We start from the raw sequence: 3,682 nt of genomic DNA, 5'->3' as shown, positions 1-3,682 counted from the left end.
CCGCGGGCGGCCGGGACGTGCCCGAAGCCGAGGTGCAGCAGGCAGTGGGCCAGCGCCCAGGCCCACTCCTCGGGCTCGGCCCGGCGGCGCGGGTCGACGTGCACGGTGCCGGCCGAGTCGACCACCGCCCAGCCGTCGACGGGGGCCCTGGTACAGGCCTCGCTGCGGCAGAAGCCGGCGCGCAGGGCGGCGAGGGCCGGGTTGCGGTGGAGCAGCCGGACGCCCGCCGCGAAGGCCTCGGCGCCCGGGTCCTTGGGAGCGGCGGAGGGCTTCACCGGCGGGCCTCGACCAGCCGGGGCATGTCCCGGGCCGCCTCGATCAGGAACCAGGAGGGCAGCACCGGGTTGCCGTCCGGACCGTCGGCGATCACCGTCTGGGCGACCTCCACCGAGATCTCGGCCAGCTGCACCAGCAGCGACTTGGCCCGGAAGGCGGTCTGCCGCTGTGCCCCGGAGGCGTGCTCCTTGCTCGCGGGCAGCTCCTTGGCCAGGCGGCCGCGGAAGGAGTCGGCCAGGTAGTAGAGCAGGTCGCGGTCCTCCGGCCGGTGCGGCCACCGGGCGTCGCCCCTGAGGATCGCCGCCAGGCCGTAGGAGTTGCGGACGATCTTCGCGTAGCCGCCGAAGGCGACCGCGTGCTGCGCGGTGAGCAGGCCGTGCGCGAGGACCTTGAGGGTCTCCTCGTCCACGGTCGGGCCGAAGGAGTGCAGCGCGTCGGAGAGCATGTGCCAGGCGCGCGGGGTGGAGAACGGTTCCTCGGTCTTCGGCGGGGCGGTCCACAGGTGGTCGGGCCGGTCGGTGAGGTAGTCGACGACCCAGGGGTGGATCCCGGCGCCGGCCGCCCAGCGCAGCCAGTCCCCGGCGCTGGCCCGCAGGTGGACGTGGACCATGCGGTTGACGAGCGCGGACGCCATCGGGCGGGCGAGCGCGCCGTCGGTGGCGCGGTTCCCGGCGCCGATCACGATCGAGCCGGGCGGCAGCTCGTACGAGCCGATCCGGCGGTCCAGGATCAGCGAGTAGAAGGCCTTCTGGACGTCCGGCGAGGCCGCGTTGAGCTCGTCCAGGAACAGGCAGTACGGCTCGTCGCGGGCGATCTGCTCGGGCGGGCAGAACCGGGAGCGGCCCTCGGGCGTGAGCTGCGGGACGCCGATCAGGTCCTCCGGGGCGAGCTGGGTGCCGACCAGGCTGACGCACTCCAGGCCGAGCGACTCCGCGAACTCCCTGACCAGGGAGGACTTCCCGATCCCCGGGGCGCCCCAGAGGAACACCGGGCGGACGGTGGCCAGCCCGAGCAGCAGCTCGGGGACCTGGACGGGCGAGACGCTGACTGCTCCCTGCACGGGGCTCCTTCGGGTACGGCGGTGCGACCGGCCCAGTGTGCGGCGGGAGCCGGGCGGGCGCACCCGGATTTTCGGTGGCCGGGAGCGGGCTCCCGGCCGTACCGTCCGGGGCATGAACGCGAAGCGTCCCCTGATCGCCGTGCTCACCGGCGCGGGCATCTCGACCGACTCGGGCATCCCCGACTACCGCGGCCCGCAGGGCCTCTGGCAGAAGGACCCGTCGGCCCAGGAGCTGGTCACCATCGGGCCGTACCGGGACGACCCCGAGGTGCGCCGGCGGGCCTGGCGGATGCGGCTGGAGACCGGCGCGCTGCTGGCCGAGCCGAACGCCGGGCACCGCGCGCTGGTCGATCTGGAGCGCTCCGGCCTGCCGGTGCGGGTGCTCACCCAGAACGTGGACGGGCTGCACCAGGCGGCCGGGCTGACCGCCCGCAAGGTGCTCGAACTGCACGGCACCGCGCGGGAGGTGCAGTGTCTGCGCTGCCGGGTGGTGGGGCCGATGGCGGAGGCGCTGACGAGGGTCGAGGCGGGGGAGCCGGACCCGGACTGCCGGGCCTGCGGGGGGATCCTCAAGCCGCGCACGGTGATGTTCGGCGAGAACCTGGACCCGGAGGTGCTCGGGCAGGCCGACGCGGTTTCCCGTGCCTGCGACCTGTTCGTCGCGGTCGGCACCAGCCTCCAGGTGTTCCCGGTGGCGGCGCTGCCGTACAACGCGGTGAAGACCGGGGCGAAGCTGATCATCCTGAACGCCGAGCCGACGCCGTACGACGAGGCGGCGGACGAGGTGATCCGCGAGCCGATCTCCCAGGCGCTGCCGAAGCTGGTGCGCCGACTTGTCCTGGAGCGGGCCTGATCGGGAGCCGGAAGGGTCATATTCCCGGACGTACCGCGTGCGTACGATGATCCTTCCGGCTTCCCCCCTCCTGGCCTGGAGTGATCGACCGATGACGACGACGGTGACGTTCGACCCCTGGTCGGCGGCGTTCGTGGCCCACCCGTACGACGCGTACGCCGAACTGCGCGAGCACGCGCCGGTGACGTACTTCGAGCCGACGAACCAGTGGCTCGTCTCGCGCCACGAGGACGTCAGCGCCCTGCTGCGCGACCGGCGGCTGGGCCGCACCTACACCCACCGCTTCAGCCACGCCGAGTTCGGCCGCCCCGAGCCCGACCCGGCGCACGAGCCCTTCCACACCCTGAACGACAACGGGCTGCTCGACCTGGAGGCGCCCGACCACACCCGGATCCGCCGGCTGGTCTCCAAGGCCTTCACCCCGCGCATGGTCGAGGGCCTGCGCCCCACCGTGCGGCGGCTGGCCGGGGATCTGGTCGACGAGCTGCTCGCGGCCGGCGGCGGCGACCTGATCGCCACCGTCGCCGAGCCGCTGCCGGTCGCCGTGATCGCCGAGATGCTCGGCGTGCCGGAGGCCGACCGGCACCTGCTGCGGCCGTGGTCCTCCGACATCACCGGGATGTTCGAGCTCAACCCGAGCGAGGAGGCCGCCCGCCGGGCCGTCACCGCGAGCGTCGAGTTCTCCGACTACCTGCGCGCCCTGATCCGCGAGCGCCGCACCGCCCCCGGCGGCGACCTGATCAGCGCACTGATCCAGGCCCAGGAGGGCTCCGACGCGCTCAGCGAGCAGGAGATGATCTCCACCTGCGTGCTGCTGCTCAACGCCGGCCACGAGGCGACCGTCAACACCACCGGCAACGGCTGGTGGGCGCTGTTCCGCAACCCCGGCGAACTCGCCCGGCTGCGCGGCTCGGTGGACGAGCTGCTGCCCACCGCCGTCGAGGAACTGATGCGCTGGGACACCCCGTTGCAGATGTTCGAGCGTTGGGTGCTGGAGGACATCGAGGTCGGCGGCGTCACCATCCCGCGCGGCGCCGAGATCGCCCTGCTGTTCGGCTCCGCCAACCGCGACCCCGAGCGCTTCGCCGACCCGGACCGCCTCGACCTCGGCCGCACCGACAACCCGCACATCACCTTCGGCGCCGGAATCCACTTCTGCCTCGGTGCCCCGCTCGCCCGGCTGGAGCTCACCGAGTCCTACGGCACCCTGCTGCGCCGGGCGCCGGGCCTGCGGCTGGTCCGCGAGCCCGAGTGGAACCCGGGCTACGTGATCCGCGGGCTCAGGGAACTGCTGGTCGAGGTCTGACGGGGAAGCGCGGCCTGCCGGGGAGGCGGCGGGAGGCGGCGGGTGCGGGCCGGGTGGAACCGGTCGACGGGGCGGCACGTCGAAGGGCCATGACGAACCGCAGCACCGGACCCCGCAGCACCGGAACCCGCAGCACCGGACCCCGCCGCACCCTCCGCCGCCCGGCGGCGCTGCTCCTCGCGGCCGC

The 3,682-nt window shown here is 73.9% G+C and carries 3 protein-coding genes and 1 pseudogene; 2 read left to right on the top strand and 2 right to left on the bottom strand.

What is annotated here, in order from left to right; genetic code table 11:
* Nucleotides 1-275 (bottom strand): annotated as a pseudogene (locus tag BU198_RS37190) (hypothetical protein); the annotation flags it as partial.
* Nucleotides 272-1,336, bottom strand: a complete 1,065-nt coding sequence (locus BU198_RS37185; RefSeq protein WP_188295387.1) for an ATP-binding protein — start codon at nucleotides 1,334-1,336, stop codon at nucleotides 272-274. The pseudogene BU198_RS37190 and the gene BU198_RS37185, both read right to left, overlap by 4 nt.
* Nucleotides 1,337-1,448: 112 nt before the next feature.
* Between BU198_RS37185 and BU198_RS37180 the strand changes: the two genes are divergently transcribed.
* Together BU198_RS37180 and BU198_RS37175 are read left to right on the top strand one after the other, a co-directional pair.
* The gene (locus tag BU198_RS37180) at nucleotides 1,449-2,189 is read left to right on the top strand and encodes an SIR2 family NAD-dependent protein deacylase (protein WP_188295388.1); all 741 of its coding nucleotides are present in this window, start codon (nucleotides 1,449-1,451) and stop codon (nucleotides 2,187-2,189) included.
* Nucleotides 2,190-2,280: 91 nt separating this feature from the next.
* Nucleotides 2,281-3,495, top strand: coding sequence for a cytochrome P450 (locus BU198_RS37175; RefSeq protein ID WP_188295389.1), 1,215 nt, complete (start codon nucleotides 2,281-2,283; stop codon nucleotides 3,493-3,495).
* Nucleotides 3,496-3,682: the final 187 nt, after the last annotated feature.

Origin of the sequence: Streptomyces sp. CBMA156 (genome assembly GCF_014596515.1) — a bacterium.
GTDB lineage: Bacteria > Actinomycetota > Actinomycetes > Streptomycetales > Streptomycetaceae > Kitasatospora.
This window is presented reverse-complemented; position numbering and strand designations above follow the sequence as displayed.